We start from the raw sequence: 15922 nt of genomic DNA, 5'->3' as shown, positions 1-15922 counted from the left end.
ATCCCGGTCCGTGAACAAGGTCCACGACCGTGCCGCCGAGGCCGTCGCCGACATCCCCGACGGTGCCTCGCTCGCCGTCGGGGGCTTCGGCCTCTCCGGCATCCCGGCCGTCCTCGTCGACGCCCTGTACGCGCGGGGCACCACCGGCCTGAAGGTCGTCTCCACCAACTGCGGCACGGACGGCCACGGCCTCGGCGTCCTCCTCGCGGCCGGCCGGATCGCCCGCGTCACCGGCTCCTACGTCGGCGAGAACAAGGAGTTCGCCCGTCAGTACCTCGGCGGTGAACTGGAGGTCGAGCCGACCCCGCAGGACTCTCCTTCGGCATGATCCGCGGCGGTCACGTCGACACCGCCGTGCTCGGCGCGATGCAGGTCTCCGCCCGTGGCGATCTGGCCAACTGGATGATCCCCGGCAAGATGGTCAAGGGCATGGGCGGCGCGATGGACCTCGTGCACGGCGCCCGCCGCGTCATCGTGCTCACCGAGCACACCGCCAAGGACGGCAGCCCGAAGATCGTCGGCGCGTGCACCCTGCCGCTGACCGGCGAGCGGTGCGTCCGCCGGATCATCACCGACCTCGGCGTCCTGGACGTCACCGACGCCGGCCTGACTCTCGTCGAGACCGCCCCCGGGGTCACCGTCGAGGACATCACCGCCCGCACGGGAGCGCCCCTGCGCCTGGACCGCGTCACGGCCGCGGGCTGATCCCGCCGTCGAGGCCGGCTGCCGGGGCCGCCAGCACCGCGGCGAGCGCCGAGCCGGGCGGGACCTGGTAGTCCTCGCCCATGGTCATGCGGTGAGCGGTGAGGATGTGGTCGCGGGTGGCCGCGACCACGGCCTCCACGTCCCGGCGCGCGCAGGCGTCCAGGATCTCCTGGTGATGCCGCCCCGCCGGGCTCTGGCGCAGGTCGAAGTGCATGCGGATGCGTTCGGCCTGCCCGGTGAGGCTCTCGATGGTCCGCAGCAGGACCGGGGACTCGGCGCGCTCGTACAGCGCCAGGTGGAAGCGGCGGTTGAGTTCGTTGAACTCACGCTGCGGATGCTCGCTCGTCAGGGCCTGGCCCAGCCGCTCGTGCGCCTCGCGCATCGTCGCGAGGTCCGTCTCCCGCAGCCTCGGCACCGCGATCCGCGCGGCCAGCGTCTCCAGCTGGATCCGCAGGGCGGTGACCTCCTCCGCCAGGCCGCGGTCGAGTTCGGCCACCACCACGCCCCGGTACGGCAGCCGCCGTACCAGGCCGGCGCTGTCCAGTTGGAGGATGGCCTCACGGACCGGGGTCCGGCTGACCCCCAGACTCTCCGCGATGTCGGTGGGGTCCAGGCGGTCCCCGGGGGCCAGTTCGCCCGCCACGATGCGCTCCTGGAGGTGCTCGAACACCAAGTCCGCGGCGCGCCGCTGGATGCTGGGCATGTCCACCCGCCCCTTCACTCTTCCCGATGGCTTCCCGGGACAACTTATCGGCATCGTCTTGCCCGCATAGAATATCCAATGTTCAATGTCCAGAATCTGGCATCCTCTACTCCGGAGTCCACGTGACCACTTTCCTCACCGATGCCGACGTCAGAGCCGCCTTCGACTGGCCGGAGGCCATCGCCGCGCTGCGGGCCGCGTATGCCGCGCCGTCGGGCGAGGCCCGTTTCCCTCCGCGCGGGATGGCCCGCGGTGACGGTCTGTGGCTGCGGACCCTCAGCGGTGTGCCGGCCGACGGCACGCCCATGGGCGCCAAGCTGATCGCCGCCTCGATGCGCCACCGGCGTGCCTCGTACCTGATCCCGCTCTTCGACCAGGACACCGTCGAGCTGCTCGCGCTCCTCGACGGTCACTCGATCACCGGTTTCCGTACGGCCGCGACGTCCGCCCTCGCCACCGACGTCCTGACCCGTCCCGGCCCGCTGCGGGTGGGCGTGGTCGGGTCCGGTTTCGAGGCGCAGACCCATGTCCGGGCGCTGGCCGCGATCCGCGAGCTGTCCTCGGTCACCGTCTTCAGCCCCAGCCCGGCCAGCCGCGAGCGGTTCGTCGAGCGGCTCGCCGACCTCGGGGTGCGCACGGACACCGCGGGCAGTGCCGCCGAGGCCGTCGCCGGGGCCGATCTGGTGCTGTGCGCCGCCCGCTCCCGCGACGAGCAGCCGACGCTGCGCGAGGCACCGCGCGGCGCCACGGTCGTGTCGATCGGGTCCACCCTGCCCGAGCAGCGGGAACTGGCTCCCGAGGTGATCGCGCAGGCGGAACTGATCGTCGCCGACGTGGCCGACGAAGTCGCCCACGAGACCGGGGACATGATCGCGGCGAAGGAGTCGGGCGTCGACTTCGCCGGACGGCTCGTCGCACTCGCCGACGTGGTCGCCGGCCGGGTCCCGGGCCGCCCGGCCGGCGACCCCGACGCGGTCGTGCTCTACAAGTCGGTCGGCTCGGCCGTCCAGGATCTCGCGGTGGCCGCGATGTGCGCCCGGCGCGCCCGCGAACTCTCCCTCGGCACTCCGCTGCCCGTCACCATCACCCCGGTATCGAAGTGAGCACCCCATGCGCAGTGAACTGACCGACCCGCACCTGCTGAAGACCGCCGCCTACGTCGACGGCGCCTGGGTCACCGCACCCGGCACCTTCCCGGTGCACAACCCGTCCACCGGCGAGCTGCTGGCCGAGCTGCCCGAACTGGACCGCGAGCGGACCGCCGAGGCGATCGACGCCGCGCACCGCGCCCTGTCCGCCTGGCGGGCACGGTCGGCCAAGGACCGCTCCCGGGTCCTGCGCCGCTGGTACGAGCTGGTCACCGAGCACGCCGAGGACCTGGCCCGGCTGATCGTCCTGGAGGAGGGCAAGCCGTACGCCGAGGCGCTGGGCGAGGTCACGTACGCCGCCTCGTTCCTGGAGTGGTTCGCCGAGGAGGCCAAGCGCGTCCGGGGCGATGTGATGGCCGCTCCGGAGCCGGCCCGGCGGATCGTCGTCCTCAAGGAGCCGGTGGGGGTCTGCGCGGCGATCACGCCGTGGAACTTCCCCGCCGCGATGATCACCCGCAAGGCGGCGCCGGCCCTGGCCGCCGGCTGCACGATGGTCCTCAAGCCCGCCGAGCAGACGCCGCTGACCGCCCTGGCCCTGGCCGAACTGGCCGACCGGGCCGGCGTACCGGCGGGTGTGTTCAACGTGGTCACGGGCGACCCGCGGGTGATCGGACCGGAGCTGACCGGCAACCCCCTGGTGCGCAAGCTGACGTTCACCGGCTCCACCGAGGTCGGCCGGCTGCTGCTCGCCCAGTCGGCGCAGACGGTGAAGAAGACCTCCATGGAGCTGGGCGGCAACGCGCCCGTCCTGGTCTTCGACGACGCCGACCTCGACCTCGCGGCGGAGGGCGTGTTCGCCGCCAAGTACCGCAACACCGGGCAGGCGTGCATCAGCGCCAACCGGGTCTATGTGCAGGACGGCGTCTACGACGCGTTCGCCGCGAAGCTGGCCGAGCGGGTCGCCGGCCTGGTCGTCGGGGACGGTTTCGACGACGGCGTCCGCCAGGGCCCGCTGATCGACGCCGCCGCCGTGGCCAAGGTGGAGTCCCATGTGGCGGACGCGGTCGCCCGCGGGGCCGCGGTCCTGCACGGCGGGAAGCGGCACGCGCGGGGCGAGCTGTTCTACGAGCCGACCGTGCTGACCGAGGTCACCGCCGACATGCTGGTGACCCGGGAGGAGACGTTCGGCCCCGTCACCCCGCTGGTGCGGTTCACCGACGAGCAGGACGCGGTCCGGATGGCCAACGACACCGAATTCGGCCTCGCCGCCTACCTGTTCGCCCAGGACGCCGAGCGGATCTGGCGGGTCGGCGCCGCCCTGGAGGCGGGCATGGTCGGCATCAACACCGGGCTCATCTCCAACGAGGTCGCCCCCTTCGGCGGGGTCAAGCAGTCCGGCATCGGCCGCGAGGGCTCGGTCTACGGCATCGACGAGTTCCTGGAGCTGAAGTACCTCGCCTGGGAAGGCGCCCGGACCACCCACCCCTGACACCACCCCAGACACCACCCCTCAACCCCACAGGAGCGAAGCATGGCACGTTACACCCGCGCGGAAGCCCGCGACTGGGCCCGCGAGCACCTCGTCGGCGTCGTGAACTGCACCATCCCCTCGTTCACCGGCGACCTGCGGCACATCAACGAGAAGGCGATCCGGCACGACACCCGGCTGGCCGTCGAGCACGGCTTCATGGGCACCCTCGGGGTCTCCGAGGTCGCCATCCAGCTGCCCGAGTACCTGGACTTCCTCCGGATCATCAAGGACGAGGCGGGCGACCGGCTGCTGCTCACCCACCACGCCAGCTGGAGCAACCTGGAGCAGAACCTGGAAGCGGTGAAGGGGGCGGAGGAAGCGGGCGCCGAACTGGTGCTGCTGTCCTACCCGCCCAACTTCTACCCGGAGTCCGAGCAGGAGATCTACGACTACACCAAGGCCGTCTGCGACGCGACGAACCTCGGGGTCATGCTCTTCCCCATGTACCTGTGGGGCTTCAGCCCGCGCATCCACCCCTCCGACATCCCGGTGCGGCTGATCCGGCGCCTCCTCGACGACTGCCCCAACATCGTCGCCATCAAGGCCGAGGGCGGTTTCCCCAGCATCCAGAGCGTCATCGAGTGCCACCGGCACTTCGGTGACGAGGTGGTCATCTCCATGCCCATCGAGGGCGAGCTGCTGCCGCTGTCGCAGATCATGCCCATCCAGTTCTCCGCCACCAGCGACCACGAGTACTACGGCCCGATGATCCCGCGCGCCTTCCAGCTGCTGCGCGAGGGCAAGTACGACGAGGCGGCCGAGATCTACTGGCAGCTCCACCCGGCCCGCAAGATCAAGTCGGGTCTGGCCGGCGCCCTGCACGGCGGCGCGTTCCTCAACCGGCAGGCCTGGAAGTTCCAGGGCTGGCTCCAGGGCTACAACGGCGGCCCGCTGCGCCAGCCCACCCAGCGCATCCACGACGCCCAGATGACGGCGCTGCGCAAGGGCCTGATCGACGCCGGACTGGAACCGAGCATGGATCCGTTCCGCGAGTTCTTCGTGGGCCGCAACCCGGCCTGAGCGGCCTGAGCACGGTGCCGTCCCGGAGCGCTTCCCCGGCGTGCGGCCTCGCCGGGGAAGACTCTGCGCCGTTCGTCCTCACCGCTGCGCGCAACGTCTCTGTCCCGCACGACATGGCTCTTAACGTTCAGTCCACCTTCCCGCCACGCCCCGAGCAAAGGAGCTTGCCGTGACCGAAGTACTGGACTCGCGCGCAGCCGCCCAGCAGTCCGCCGACCCCTCGGTGGCCGTCGACGAGGAGCTGGTGCGCCGCGCCGCGGAACTCGTGCCGCTCATCCGGGAGTACGCCGAGCAGAGCTCGCAGGCGCGCCGGGTCGTTCCGGAGGTCGTCAAGGCACTGGAGGACGCCGAGCTGTTCAAGCTCTTCGTCCCGAAGCGGTACGGCGGTCATGCCGCGAACATGGCCACCGCCACCCGGGTCGTCGCGGAGGTCGCCCGGGGCGACGGCTCGACGGCGTGGGCCGTGTCGCTGCTCAACGTGTGCACCTGGTTCGCCACCACCTTCTCCCAGCAGGCCCAGGACGACGTGTTCGGGGCCGGCCCCGGCGCCAAGGTGTGCGGCATCTTCACACCGGGCAGCAAGGCCGAGCGGGTCGACGGCGGCTACCTGGTCAGCGGCCGCTGGCCCTACTCCTCGGGCTCCTTCGCCGCCGACTGGGCCACCCTCGGCGTCGCCCTGGACGTGCCGGAGGGCGAGGACCCGCGGGCCCTCGCCCTGATCCCGGCCGAGGCCTGGACGATCGAGCCCACCTGGTTCGTCGCCGGCATGAAGGGGTCGGGCAGCGACACGATCGTGGTGAAGGACCACTTCGTGCCGGACCACCGCGTCCAGTCCTTCCTCGACATGCGGGAGGCCCGGTACCTGACCCCGCACACGGACGAGCGGAACTCGCACATGGCGTTCATCGCCGTGGCCGCGCTGATCCTGGTCTCCCCCCAGCTGGGACTGGCCCGGCACGCGCTGGAGCGGACCCGGGAACGGCTCCCGGAGAAGCCGGTCGCCTACACGTCGTACCGCACGGCACGCACGTCGCCGACCCACCAGTACGGTGTCGCCACGGCCGCCACCAAGTTCCACCTGGCGGAGCTCCTGATGCGGCAGGCCTGTCTCGACATCGACTCCGGCGCCGCCGCCCACACCCTGCCCTCCATGGAGGTCCGGGCCCGGGTACGCAACGACACCGGTGTGATCGCCGAACTCGTCAAGGACGGCGTCGACCTGCTCATGACCGCGAACGGCGCCGGCTCCTTCGCCGACGCCAACGTCCTCAGCCGCATCTGGCAGGACGCGGAGATCGCCGGGCGGCACGCCTACGTGAGCCCGGAGGTCGGCAAGGAGATCTACGGCAAGATCCTGCTCGGCGACGACGACCTGACGATGGACCTGTGAGAGGACTCGTGATGACCGCACCCACCGTCCTCAGCCCCCACGACACCACCCAGTTCCGCTCCGTCCTGGGCCATGTGCCGACCAGCGTCGCCATCGTGACCGCGATGTCCCGCGGCGGTCCGGTCGGTGTCACCGTCGGCTCCTTCAGCTCCGTGTCGCTGGACCCGCCGCTGGTCAACTTCTTCATCGACCGCTCCTCCCGGACCTGGCCCCGGCTCAACGAGTCGAGCACCTTCACCGTCAACGTGCTCGGCGCCGGCCACGGCCACCTGTGCCGGGCGTTCTCCCGCCGCGGCGTGGACCGTTTCGACGGCGTGGCCTGGCAGCCCTCCGAGGCCGGCAACCCGGTACTGGAGGACGCGATGGTCGCCCTCGACTGCACCCGTTACAAGATCGACCTTCTCGGTGACCACATCCAGGTCGTCGGCCGGGTCGACGCGATGCAGATCCGCACCGCGGGTCTGCCGCTGGTCTTCCACCGCGGAGACTTCCTCCAGTTCGGCGCGGCCTGAGCGCCGGTCCACCGTCAGGAACACACCATGATCCATGAACACGCGCTGCTCACCATCGGCCCGGCCGATGTCGAACGGTTCGAGAAGGCCGTTCCCGAAGCACGTGAGGTCCTGCTCTCCGCGCCCGGCTGTCGCGCCGTCTCCGTACACCGCAGCGTCGACCTGACCGGCGGGTACCTGCTGCGGGTCTCCTGGGAGAGGATCGAGGACCACCTCGACACCTTCCCCGCCACCGCGCAGGCCACCCGGCTCGCCGAACTGATCGGGACCTGCTTCGCCGAGCCCCCTCACGTCGTCCACTTCGCTGACGAAGAGGTCTGACGGAGAGGAAACCCGTCCACGCCGGCGCCGCGCCGCACGTTCTCCCCCGTGAGGCGCGGCCCGGCGTGGACACGTTTCAGCGGACGGACCGGCGGGTCGCACCCCGGCCCGCCCGGCCGGCGGACAGCGTCTGGGACGGGAACACCCCGAATCGGCCGCGGTAGGCCCGGGCGAGGCGGCCGGTGTTGGTGAAGCCCCACTTGTAGGCGATGTCGGAGACCTTCCCGTTCCCGTCGAGCAGCTCTTCGTGGATCCGGTCGAGCCGTACTTGCTGCACATACGCGCTGGGCGTCGTCCCCAGGTGTTCCCGGAAGGCGTACTGCAGGCCGCGGGTGCTCAACCCGGCCAGATCCGCCAGGTCGGCCAGAGTGTGGGGCAGCTCGGGGGCGGCTTCGATCGCCGTCACCGCCTTGTGCAGCGGGCGCGGCAGCGCCGGACTCGTGCGGCCCGGCATCAGCGCGTCACTGTAGGAGTGGGACTGGGCCAGCAGCAGTCCCGAGATCAGGGAGCGCTGGAGCAGTTCCAGGTGCACGACGGCCGCCGGGCTGCCGGGCCCGGCCTCGTCCAGGAAGGCGATCAGGCTGGACAGCTGAGAGAGCCAGCGCCGGCCCGGCCCCGTGTCGACGGGGAACGCGAGCCGGAAGTCGATGGGCCGGCTGACCGGACGTCCGGTCATGGCCGCCAGTTCAGACTCCACCTGGAAACGGTCGAACTTGACACACAACTGAGCCGCGTCCTGCCCCCAGTGCGGCAGGAACGTGTGCCGGTGCGGTGAGAAGACGACCGCTGTGCTCGGCGTGGCCAGGGCCTCCTCGTCCCCGCACTGGGAGAGGACCTGGCCACGAAGGGGGACATTGACGTGGTACCCGTTGAGGTCACCCGGGTCGACGCTGGCGGGGGTGCCGAAGCGGACGTGCCCGATCGTCATGTGGGTGAGGCGGACGGCCGACAGCTTCGGACGGCGCATGAAGGGCGAACGGTCCAAAGGCTCGACCCGAGCCGGGTAGTAGTGGCGGTTCAGGACGTCGCGGAACAGGTCGAAGTCCGGCTCCGTGATCTCGTTCGGGAGCGTGCCGAGGACGTCGCCGACAAGTTGCCGTTCCAGCCCCCCGAGCCTGCGCCGCGACGGGGGATGGGTGTATTCCGAGTCCCAGTCCATCCGCTGTCTCCTTCACGTCCGTCCCATCTTCGCCTCCGGCTCGGTGCCGGGCAATCGTGGTGGCGGGTTCAGCGGATCGCTCCTCGCGAGGTCAGGACACCACCGGCAGCTCCACCCAGCACTTCTCCCGTCCGGTGTGCAGGGTGACCGTGCCACCCGTGCGGCGGTTCTCGGGGATGAGGTGCAGGAACGGGAACGCCCGGAACGGGTCGCGCGCGCAGACCTCCAGGACCAGCCGGTGGCCCGCCTCGAACACCGTGCCCGTGGGGCCCACCGCGATGCCGATCGCCACCACCTCGCCGGGAGCGGGCGCGTCCTCGACGTCTGGCCGGTGCACGGGCCGGTGCAGGTGCGGCTTGTCACGCTCGGTGTCGAGGGCGCGCCGCGACGGCCTGCCCCAGCCGATGCTCACCGGCGTCTCGGGGTTGCCGACGCCGGGGTGGACGGCCTCCGTGCCGTCGGGAGCGATGTCCCGCAGGCACACGTTCGCTCGCGTCGTCCGGTGCCTTCTCAAGCACCGGCGGCTCGCCCAGGGACGCCTCGAAGGCTGAGGCCGAGTCGGCGGCGGGCGGCGTGGGGGTCAGGCTCGCGTCACGGCCGCCCAAGCACCACTTGGTCCACTCGGTGCGCGCGTGCGGCCACTCGTGCTCGTGGAGCCACTCCGACTTCTCGGGCCGCCGCAGGCACAGTTTCCGCGGAGGCTGCTCGGACACGCCGCTCAGTCCCGCCTTCCCGGTGCTCCAGGGCTGGCCGCCGATGACCTCGATCGCGTCCTTGAAGTCGGCGAACTGGCTCGGGGAGAAGACGTCGACCACGCCGGGCGTTCCTTGACGGCGAAGTGGATGTCCTTGCCGTACGGGGTGAAGCACATCACCACGGGGACGGCCTCGTCGGTGACCGGTCGGTAGGCGTCCGCCGTCATGCGGGTGGATGATGCCTGCGTCGCCGTCCCCGTCGTGTCCGGCGCCGTCGCGGCCGAGGGTGATCGGGAGCCGGTCCGCAGGTGGCCCACGCCGTCGCCCCGTACCCGTCCGCGCCGCAGCGCGCGGGCCGCTCCTGTGCAGCACAGGAGCGGCCCGCGTGTTCTCCCTCGCGGGCGCACACGACGGCGGCCCGGGAACCGGTGACCGGTGAGGGTCAGGGGATGACGGGGAGCAGGAGGTGCGAATCGTAGGCGCCGCCCGTGCGGATGCGGTGGGCGCCCCGGTTCCTGGTCGCCATGTTCAGGTCGGCGCCGGGCAGGTCGTTGGCGGCGACCGGGCCGACCGGGTGGCCCGCGATCTCCACGACCAGCCGCTCGCCGGGGTGCACCAGGAGAGACGTCGGCCACAGCGACAGTTCCACCGGCACACACTCCCCCGGGGTCAGCAGTTCCTCGGCGGTGTGGGTGAGGAACGGCTCCGAGGGCGTGGACCGCTCGGGGTCCAGGGCCCGGTGGGAGACGCGCAGCCGGCCGACCGGGCCGGTGTAGCTGAGGGTGGCCGGCAGCTTGCCGTCCTTCTCCAGCGACTGCACGAAGGCGCGCGCCTCGGGCGCCCTGAGGGTGATGTGGTGCAGCAGGTTGCCGTCGGCGTCCTCCTTGTAGACCGCCGCGAACAGGTCCATGTCGTCGGCGTCGGCGGCCTCGACCCACAGGTGCAGATTGAGGTAGCCGGTGATCTCGGTGTCCTGGTCGAAGGTGGTGACGAACCGGACCGAGGACCCGAGGTCGTCACCGGCGTACTCGGCGACCGACTCGGCCGGCTTCTCGTCCGTCAGGGAGCCGGAGCCGGCGTCGAGGTACAGCGTCCGCCACTGCTGGCGGGGCAGCGGCCAGTCCTCCTCCACGCGGCCCACGATGTCCGTGCCGCCCGGGTCGAGCACGGAGAGGCGGACGCGGGGCGTCTGCTCCCAGCCGTTGTCGAGTCCCTTGAGGTAGCGGTCGAAGAACTTGCGCTGGTCGGCGACGTGCTCGGGGTCGGCGCCGTCGATCCACTCCTGGTCGTTGTGGACCCGCAGCCACTTGTCCGTGGACGCGAGGGAGCGGAACGCCTCGAAGGTGCCGTGCGGGTGGAGCGGGCTGGTGTAGCTCGCGACGACCAGCGCGGGGACCTCGATCCGGTCGAACGCCGCCCGCTTGTCGGCCCAGTAGGCGTTCATGAGCGGGTACTGGTGGGCCATCGCCACGGCGTCCTCGGTGGCGTTCTCCCCGAAGATGTGGTCGGCGATGTCCTCCTTGTGGAACCGGGTGTCGGGGATGCCGCCCCGTACGCTGACCTCACGGTAGATGTCGATGCAGCCCTCGGTCGGCGAGATGGCCGCGAGGTGCGGCGGCTGGAGCGCGGCGACCGCCCACTGGATCATGGCCAGCTGGGAGATGCCCGCCGTGCCGACCTTGCCGGTGCTCCACTCCTGCTCCGCGAGCCACTCGATCACGTCGTAGAGGTTCTTGGCGGACCTGTTGCCCATGAAGTACTCGTCGCCGCCCGAGTGGGAGGTGCCCGCGGCGTCCACGACGGCGAGCGCGTACCCGTGGTCGCACCAGTACCCCGGGTCCGGCGCCTCGAAGGACTGCAGACCGGAGACCCACTCGCCCGGGACGCCGAACTTCTTCACGTCCATGTTCGTGTTCCACCAGCCACCGCGCCGGCTGTACGGCGTGTAGGTGACGATGACGGGCACGGGCTCGTCGCCCGTCGGCCGGAACACGTCCCCGCGCAGGATGCTGCCGTCCCTGGTCGGGATCTCGACGTCCCGGTCCAGCACGATGTCGCACGGGAGCGGGTACGCGCCCTCGGCGTGCACCGAGCCCTTCGGCAGAACCGTCCGGCCCGGCTGCACGTCGGCCACGGGCGGGACGGAGTCCGACAGGGGGTTCGCGGGCCGGAAGGCCACCTCCAGCCCGTACTCCTCGATGTACTTCTTCATGAGGCCTCCTCTGTCCTGGTGATCGGTTCCGCACGGCCCCGACGCAACGCCCGGCCGCGGGCGACGGCACTCGGTGGCGAGCTGTGCTCAGTCAAACAAGGCCGGGCACCGCGACCGGAAACACCCGTTCCACCATGTGGCACACGGGTCACCGGGCAGCACGAGGACCCGGGAGGGTGCGGGTTCGGTTTACTTCGTCGAAACCGGCACTTAAAATGGACGGGCGTCCATTACGCTGGTCCGCAAGGTCGTCCCCGGAGTCGCCATGCCAGTCCTCCCCTCGCAGCCACCGTCCGACTCCGCCCCTTCCGCACAGACGGCGGTGGACAAGGCGCTGGTCCTGCTGAAGTCGCTCGCCGAACTCGACGGGAAGATCGGCGTCACCGACCTCGCCCGGCGGACCCGGCTGACCAAGTCGACCACGTTCCGACTGCTGGGCATCCTCCAGCGCCATGATCTTGTGGAGCGGGTCGGCAGCGACTACCGGCTGAGCGCCCGCCTCTTCGACATCGGCGCCCGGGTCTACGGCTCCACGCCCCTGGTCCTCCATGAGCGCCTGATGCCCTACCTCGCGGATCTCTACGAGATGACCCACGAGACCGTCCACCTGGCCGTGCTGCACGGCACGGACATCGTCTATGTCAACAAACTGCAGGGCCACCGGGCGATCCGCTCGCCCTCCCGGATCGGGGCGCGGCTGCCCGCCCACTGCACGGGCGTCGGCAAAGCGCTGCTCGCCTTCGATCACGATGCGGCGGAGGCCACCATCACGGCCGGCCTGACCGCGCGCACCGTACACACCTGTACCGACCCGGAACAGCTCCGCACCGAACTCCGCCGCATCCGCCAGGAGGGCATCGCCTACGACCGCCAGGAGGCCCTTCCCGGCCTGTCCTGTGTCGCCGTGCCGGTCATGGGATCCGCCGGGCGTCCGGTCGCCGCCCTCTCCGTAGCGGGGTGCACCCGCCGCATCGACGCCGCCCGGCTGGCCCCGGCGCTGCGCCGCGCGGCCTACGAAGCGGGACGCGCGATGAGCGCCGCCAGCGTTGCCCGGCATCCGGCGTCCGCAAGCCTCAACGGCCTGCCGGCGGCCTGACCCCCTCCTCCATGAGCCGGTCGGCGGGTCACTTCTCCCTGTCCGAGGGAGCCGGATACGCCGAGCCCGAGCCGGGCTGCACCCGCGGCACACTCACCACGACATGCACCAATGCCTCGCCGTCCAGGGACTCGTACACATGCGGCCGGTCCGCGGGGAAACGCGCGAAGTCACCGGCGTCCAGCACCGTCGGACTCTCGACGGGTCCCACCCGCACCCTTCCGCTGATGACATACAGGTGCTCCAGCGTGCCCACCGGATGGGCCGCTGAGGCACCGGCCGATCCGTCACGCGTCTGGATGATCCGCATCACGTAGTTCTCGATGACACCGGATCCGTAGACGTGATCGAGCGCCCGCGCCTGATGCCCTCCGTGGTCGCGCCAGACGCCCTGGTCACCGCGGAGCACGAGCATCATCTGCTCGTGCTCCGCGACCAGGCGCGTCATCGGCACCCCCAGTGCGGCGGCGACGGCGAACAGCGTGTCCAGGGTCGGGTTGCCGAGGCCCTGCTCCAGCGTGGACAACGTCTGCTTCGCGACCCCCGCCTGCCGCGCCAACTCGGCCAGCGACATCCCCCGCTGGTCCCTCAGCAGGCGCACATTGCGCGCCACCACCGCGTTTCCTTCGGACACGAGTCCATGTTATGGGACGCGACGACCGAAGGATGATCATGAAGTGTGCCGGGCGAGTGTCTCGGAGGGGGCGACACCGAAGCGCCGACGGTAATCGGCGGCGAACCGGCTCAGATGGGTGAAGCCCCACCGCTGGGCCACCTCCGTGACCCCGGCGGCACCGTCGAGCAGTTCGGCGTGGGCCCGGTCCAGACGGGTGTTGCGGAGATACGTCATCGGGGTGACCCCGATGTATTCCCGGAAGCCCTCCTGCAGGCGGCGGGCGCTGACACCCGCCAGCTCGGCCAGGTCCCCGACGGTGTAGGGGTGCTCGGGGCGGGCGTCGATGACGTCGATGGCCCTGCGTACCGTGCGCGGACAGGCCGGGGGCTGCGGGCGCCGCAGGGCCTCCGTGTAGTTGTGCGTCTGGGCGAGCAGCAGTCCGCTCACCAGAAGCCGCTCGACGTGCTGCTGGACCGGCTGCTCACCGAAGAGTCCGCCGGCGCTGTCGGCTTCGGTCAGCAGCAGGTCCAGGGCGTTGCGCCAGCTGCGACCCGGCGCCGACGTGAGGTCGAAGCCGAAGGCGAACTCCAGCGGGGCCTGCGGCGGACGGCCGAGGAGAGCCTGGAGTTCGGCCTCGACGACGGTCCGGTCGATCTTGATGCCGAGCTGTTTCGCGCCGCCCTCACAGCTCAGGAGCCGGTGGTGCCGCGTCGGTGTGAACACCATGGCCCGGCCGGCGGTGGCCACCATTTCCTCGGGCCCGCAGGCCGCCTCGATGGTGCCCTTGAGGACCAGGTTGACGTGGTAGTGGGACAGCGTCCGCCCGGCATCGACGCGCGTGCGCTGACCGAACTCCATCAGGCCGACGGTGACATGGCGGGTGCGGGTGCCCCGCAGTTCCCCGCCGGGTACCTCCGAACCGGTGAGCGAGGTGACGTCGGCCGGGTAGAACAAGTCGTTGAGGCGGTCGCGGAAATCCGCGAAGCCGGAGTTGCGGCACAGTACGTGGCGCGCCAGTGGCGAGCGGCCCATGGCTCATTCATACCCGCGCCGCCACCGTGCGACAAGGGGTTCCTCCGGAGGTCACGGACGGAATCGTCGCGCTTTTCGGCTGCCGACGGCGCCCAGCGGATATCGCGGTGAGGTCCGGATCCATAGCGTTTCCCCAGCTTGCTGACCTGTTCAAGCCGATCAACCGCAAGCCCCCGGGTCAGGACGAACCCGGGTCGGCCGCTCGATTCAAGGAGGAATCGTGTCGGAATCGCGCCACGACGTGGCCATCGTCGGCTGCGGTCCGGTGGGACTGATGCTGGCCCTGCATCTGGGCAGGGCGGGACACGACGTCGTCGTCGTCGACAAGTACCCGGAGCGCTTCTCACTGCCCCGTGCCGTGGTGTGCGACCACGAAGCACGCCGCATCTACCAGAGCGCCGGTGTCGGCGACGAGATCGCGCGCATATCGGCTCCCGTGCCCGACTGGTACGAGTGGCGCAACCAGCACGGTGACACCCTGGTGCGCATCAAGTGGTGGGGCGACGGGCTGTCCGGCTGGCCGGAGGTGAGTTTCTACTCCCAGCCCGAGGTCGAGACGGTGCTCGAGGACGCCGCCGCCGCGCTCCCCACGGTCTCCGTACGGCGGGGGCTGACCGTCGTCGACGTGCGGGAGGGCGCGGAGGACGTCGAGGTGTCGCTGACCGCCGCGGACGGCGGTCAGGACGTGCTGCGGGCGCGTTGGGTCATCGGCGCGGACGGGAGCAACAGCTTCGTACGCGAGCGCATGGGCGCGTCGGTCACCGACCTGGGTTTCGCGTACGACTGGCTGATCATCGACGTCGTCGAGCACGAACCGCGCGTCTGGTCCCCGATGAACCTCCAGGTGTGCGACCCGGCGCGGCCCCACACCATGGTCGCGGGCGGCCCCGGCCGACGCCGCTGGGAGTTCATGCGGCTGCCCGACGAGACGATCGGCGAGCTGAACACGGCGGAGACCGCCTGGCGGCTGCTGGCGCCGTGGGGGCTGACCCCGGACAACGCGACGCTGGAGCGGCACACCGTCTACACCTTCCAGGCACGGTGGGCCGACCAGTGGCGGCGGGGCCGGGTGCTCCTGGCGGGCGACGCGGCCCACCTCATGCCGCCGTTCGCCGGTCAGGGGCTGTGCTCGGGGCTCCGGGACGCCGCCAACCTGGCGTGGAAACTGGATCTCGTCCTGCGGGGCACGGCCCGGGACGGGCTGCTGGACACCTACGTCTCGGAGCGGTCGTATCACGTGCAGCACGCGATCCAGACCTCGATCGCGCTCGGCCGGGTCATCTGCGTCACCGACGCCGAGGCCGCGGCGGAGCGGGACCGGCGCATGGTCGCCGCCGGCGGCGACCCGGCCCGGGCGCTGCCCCCGCTGCCGCCGCCGGTGCTCGGACCCGGCGCGCTCTCCGCGTCGTCCGATCCGGCGAACCGGATGGCGGGGCAGCTGTTCCCGCAGTTCCAGGTGGCCCGCGCGGGACGCACGGGCCGTTTCGACGACATCGTCGGGCAGGGCTTCCGGATCCTCACGACCGAGGACGCCCAGGCGTCGCTCACCGCCGAACAGCTCGACTTCCTGCGGGAGGTGGACGCGGTCCTCGTCCACGTCGTCCCGGCGCAGGGCGCGGCCGACTCGCCGGCGGGGACCGGCCCGGTGACCGACACGACCGGGGCCTGCCTCGCGTACCTGCGCGAGCAGGGCGCGCGGGCTGTCGTGGTCCGGCCCGACTTCTACGTGTTCGGAGCCAGTACCGAGGCAGGCGGACTCGGTGCGCTGGTCGACGAACTCAAGCACGCTCTCACCGGGACGGCTGCTCCGGCAGCGTCCGGCCCGGTCGCCCTGGAGGTATG

At 71.1% G+C, this 15922-nt stretch carries 14 protein-coding genes and 2 pseudogenes; 10 read left to right on the top strand and 6 right to left on the bottom strand.

The window, feature by feature from the left end; genetic code table 11:
• Positions 1–10: 10 nt before the first annotated feature.
• Together ACIQR3_RS28770 and ACIQR3_RS28765 are read left to right on the top strand one after the other, a co-directional pair.
• Positions 11–310 (top strand): annotated as a pseudogene (locus ACIQR3_RS28770) (CoA transferase subunit A); the annotation flags it as partial.
• Positions 307–705: pseudogene (locus ACIQR3_RS28765) on the top strand (CoA-transferase); the annotation flags it as partial. The pseudogenes ACIQR3_RS28770 and ACIQR3_RS28765, both read left to right, overlap by 4 nt.
• Here ACIQR3_RS28765 and ACIQR3_RS28760 read toward each other — a convergent pair.
• Entirely contained in the window at positions 689–1408 is a 720-nt protein-coding gene (locus ACIQR3_RS28760) for a GntR family transcriptional regulator (protein WP_403543553.1), read from the bottom strand. The pseudogene ACIQR3_RS28765 and the gene ACIQR3_RS28760 overlap by 17 nt on opposite strands.
• A 122-nt stretch (positions 1409–1530) precedes the next feature.
• On the opposite strand from ACIQR3_RS28760, the gene ACIQR3_RS28755 reads away from it, so the two are divergent.
• From ACIQR3_RS28755 to ACIQR3_RS28730, 6 genes are all read left to right on the top strand, one after another.
• Positions 1531–2511, top strand: a complete 981-nt coding sequence (locus tag ACIQR3_RS28755) for an ornithine cyclodeaminase family protein (protein WP_403543552.1) — start codon at positions 1531–1533, stop codon at positions 2509–2511.
• A 7-nt stretch (positions 2512–2518) separates the two neighbouring features.
• A complete protein-coding gene (locus ACIQR3_RS28750) occupies positions 2519–3985 on the top strand; it encodes an NAD-dependent succinate-semialdehyde dehydrogenase (protein ID WP_403543551.1) in 1467 nt (488 codons plus the stop codon).
• A 42-nt stretch (positions 3986–4027) separates the two neighbouring features.
• On the top strand, positions 4028–5047 hold the full coding sequence (locus tag ACIQR3_RS28745; protein WP_403543550.1) for a dihydrodipicolinate synthase family protein: 1020 nt from the start codon (positions 4028–4030) through the stop codon (positions 5045–5047).
• A 169-nt stretch (positions 5048–5216) separates the two neighbouring features.
• The gene (locus ACIQR3_RS28740; protein ID WP_403543549.1) at positions 5217–6437 is read left to right on the top strand and encodes an acyl-CoA dehydrogenase family protein; all 1221 of its coding nucleotides are present in this window, start codon (positions 5217–5219) and stop codon (positions 6435–6437) included.
• 11 nt (positions 6438–6448) lie between these two features.
• Complete coding sequence (locus ACIQR3_RS28735; RefSeq protein ID WP_403543548.1) at positions 6449–6949, top strand: flavin reductase family protein; 501 nt, start codon at positions 6449–6451, stop codon at positions 6947–6949.
• A gap of 27 nt (positions 6950–6976) precedes the next feature.
• On the top strand, positions 6977–7270 hold the full coding sequence (locus tag ACIQR3_RS28730) for an antibiotic biosynthesis monooxygenase family protein (protein WP_403543547.1): 294 nt from the start codon (positions 6977–6979) through the stop codon (positions 7268–7270).
• Positions 7271–7346: 76 nt separating this feature from the next.
• On the opposite strand, the gene ACIQR3_RS28725 is transcribed toward ACIQR3_RS28730, so the two are convergent.
• From ACIQR3_RS28725 to ACIQR3_RS28715, 3 genes are all read right to left on the bottom strand, one after another.
• Positions 7347–8429, bottom strand: a complete 1083-nt coding sequence (locus ACIQR3_RS28725) for an AraC family transcriptional regulator (protein WP_403543546.1) — start codon at positions 8427–8429, stop codon at positions 7347–7349.
• Between the two features lie 91 nt (positions 8430–8520).
• Positions 8521–8913, bottom strand: coding sequence for a CocE/NonD family hydrolase C-terminal non-catalytic domain-containing protein (locus ACIQR3_RS28720; protein WP_403543545.1), 393 nt, complete (start codon positions 8911–8913; stop codon positions 8521–8523).
• A 653-nt stretch (positions 8914–9566) separates the two neighbouring features.
• A complete protein-coding gene (locus ACIQR3_RS28715) occupies positions 9567–11336 on the bottom strand; it encodes a CocE/NonD family hydrolase (protein WP_403543544.1) in 1770 nt (589 codons plus the stop codon).
• 265 nt (positions 11337–11601) lie between these two features.
• On the opposite strand from ACIQR3_RS28715, the gene ACIQR3_RS28710 reads away from it, so the two are divergent.
• Positions 11602–12432, top strand: a complete 831-nt coding sequence (locus ACIQR3_RS28710) for an IclR family transcriptional regulator (RefSeq protein ID WP_403543543.1) — start codon at positions 11602–11604, stop codon at positions 12430–12432.
• Positions 12433–12460: 28 nt separating this feature from the next.
• Here the strand turns inward: ACIQR3_RS28710 and ACIQR3_RS28705 are convergent, their stop codons facing one another.
• Positions 12461–13045 carry a helix-turn-helix domain-containing protein gene (locus ACIQR3_RS28705; protein ID WP_403543542.1) on the bottom strand — a complete coding sequence of 195 codons (585 nt, stop codon included), beginning with the start codon at positions 13043–13045 and terminating at the stop codon, positions 12461–12463.
• A gap of 57 nt (positions 13046–13102) precedes the next feature.
• The gene (locus ACIQR3_RS28700; protein ID WP_403543541.1) at positions 13103–14080 is read right to left on the bottom strand and encodes an AraC family transcriptional regulator; all 978 of its coding nucleotides are present in this window, start codon (positions 14078–14080) and stop codon (positions 13103–13105) included.
• 274 nt (positions 14081–14354) lie between these two features.
• Here ACIQR3_RS28700 and ACIQR3_RS28695 point away from each other — a divergent pair.
• The coding region (locus ACIQR3_RS28695) for a bifunctional 3-(3-hydroxy-phenyl)propionate/3-hydroxycinnamic acid hydroxylase (protein WP_403543649.1) at positions 14355–15922 on the top strand (1568 nt) is incomplete at its 3' end.

This window comes from Streptomyces sp. NPDC090994 (assembly GCF_044768905.1).
GTDB lineage: Bacteria > Actinomycetota > Actinomycetes > Streptomycetales > Streptomycetaceae > Streptomyces.
This window is presented reverse-complemented; position numbering and strand designations above follow the sequence as displayed.